Annotated in this window: 3 protein-coding genes; 1 reads left to right on the forward strand and 2 read right to left on the reverse strand. The window is 68.2% G+C overall.

Going from position 1 to position 2,085, the window contains the following annotated elements; genetic code table 11:
• Positions 1 to 448: 448 nt before the first annotated feature.
• Complete coding sequence (locus ACFWNV_RS39670; protein ID WP_383957220.1) at positions 449 to 844, reverse strand: hypothetical protein; 396 nt, start codon at positions 842 to 844, stop codon at positions 449 to 451.
• Positions 829 to 1,485, reverse strand: a complete 657-nt coding sequence (locus tag ACFWNV_RS39675) for a hypothetical protein (RefSeq protein ID WP_383957222.1) — start codon at positions 1,483 to 1,485, stop codon at positions 829 to 831. The genes ACFWNV_RS39670 and ACFWNV_RS39675 overlap by 16 nt, the downstream gene beginning before the upstream one ends.
• A 51-nt stretch (positions 1,486 to 1,536) precedes the next feature.
• Between ACFWNV_RS39675 and ACFWNV_RS39680 the strand changes: the two genes are divergently transcribed.
• A partial coding sequence (locus ACFWNV_RS39680; protein WP_383957224.1) for an AAA family ATPase occupies positions 1,537 to 2,085 on the forward strand: 549 nt, incomplete at its 3' end.

Below are 2,085 nucleotides of genomic sequence, written 5' to 3' on the forward strand. Positions count from 1 at the left end.
CGAAATGGACGGGGTATCAACTTTTTGGCGTTGATTTTTGGCACGCTGTTGAGTTCTCAAGGAACGGACGCTTCCTTTGTACTCACCCTCAGTAATAATTACTGGGGCTTTCCTCCGGGCGCTTCGTTTCGTTCTTGTGTCTCCGACTCTATCAGACTCTTTCGTGTCCGATTCCCAGTCAGCGGGATTCGCTTTCCAGTTCTTCGCTTTCGCGTTTCCCTTTCCGGCGAGACCGACTCTATCAGAAGTTTTCCACCGGATTTCCCGGCTTCAGATTCCTGGATGAGGAGTCGAGGGTGCCCACTCTGAATTGCTTCTTTGGGGGCCGGCTGCCGAACTTGTCCAGTTCCAGGCAACCGTTTGACTCTACATGACGCCCCCTGCAGGGTCCAAATCGGCGCGACAGCACGGACCTCCGCGGTGTAAGGGCCTCATCTCCCCGGGCTCATCAGCCTCGGCCCTCCGCCTGCAGCACCCGGTCAGCCGCCCGCACGGGGTCGCCCCCGGCACGTTCGAGCAGCGCCTCCACGTCGTAGGTCGGCCCACCCCCGGGACCCAGGAGGCCGAGCTCCAGGGCCGGGCCGAAGAGCTCCCGGCGGATCGCTCCGCCCAGCTCCGGACGGAGCCGGTGCAGCACGACCACCACATCCCAACCCAAGCCATCGAGCTGCGCCCGCTGCTCGGGATCGCAGGCCCTCACGGCAGCAGCCACCCCGGCGTCCCCGAGCTCGTACTCCAACAGCGCCGGCAGCAGTTCGGGAGAACCCATGATCTGCGCCGCCGCGAACGTGTGGACGTGAGCTCCCGCAGAATCTTCGAGCAGTGCCTTCAGTAGCGGCAGCACCCGGAGGTCGTGCCTCCGGGCGAGGCGAGGCCGCGTATCCCTTCCTCCCTCACACCAGCGTGCCCATCGACCGTCCGCTCCCAGAGGGCGGCACGGACCGCGGGACCATCGGCCTCCGATAGGAACCCGAGGCTGAAGGTCGCCCACTCCCGAACCGCCGGATCCCCATCCCCGGTCAGCCGTATGAGGGCGAGAGCAGCCGGCCCCTCCGCCCTGCCCATGTCGAGCCCACCGAACGAGGACGCGACCTCCCGACGGACTGAAGGGTCCGCATGCCCCGCGAGGACAACGAGCACGGCACCAGCCCGACCGTCCCCCGTTCTTCCGATCGCCCGCGCCAGGGCCCGCAGCACGCCGACCTCCCTCTCCCCCTGGGCGAGAACGGCCAAGGCATCCGCCGCTTCGCGGCGGACCGCCGGCTCCCGATCGCTCACCTCCCCCAACACGTCGCACCCGAGCTCGCGTTCAAGCACCTCGGCGGAACGGATCAGCTGCATGCCGGCCCGCAACGCCCCCACCCCGCCGCCACCTGCCCGCCGCAACAGCGCTCCGTACGCGTCCCAGTCCCCGACCTCCCCCGCGACGCGCGCCGCCGCCAACACCTTCCCGACCAACCCGACCACCCCGACCACCCCAGCCACCCCCACTCGACTCCATCCCGACATCCCCATGCACCCGGTCAGACTGTCGCCGTGCTCGACAACAACGCCTTCGTCATCGTCACCGGCCTGCCGGCCAGCGGAAAGACCACCCTGGCCCGCGCACTCGCCGCACACCTCGCCCTGCCGCTCATCGACAAGGACGTGATCCTCGAGTCGCTCTACGACTCCCTCGGCATGGGTGACCACCCCTGGCGCCACAGCCTCAGCCGGGCCGCCGACGACATCCTGTTCGCTCTCGCCGCCGAAGCCGGACGGGCCGTGCTCGTGAACTGGTGGCACCGCGACACCGCCCCCACCCGGCTCCACCAGCTCGAGGCCCACCTGATCGAGGTGCACCTGATCGAGGTGCACTGCGACTGCCCCACCCCCCTCGTCGCCGAACGCTTCCGGACCCGCACCCGCCACCCGGGACACCTGGACCAGACCCTCACCGAGGACCACCTCCAGGAATGCCTCACCACCTGGTCCTCCCACCCCGGCCCCCTAGGTCGTCTCTTTCGGATCTTGTCGGCCGAGTCCGCGGCGTCTGGTGCCGTGCCTGGGCGTGCTGTCGGGGCGTTCGCGTACTGGGCGTACGTG

Origin of the sequence: Streptomyces sp. NPDC058401, from assembly GCF_042722885.1 — a bacterium.
GTDB lineage: Bacteria > Actinomycetota > Actinomycetes > Streptomycetales > Streptomycetaceae > Streptomyces.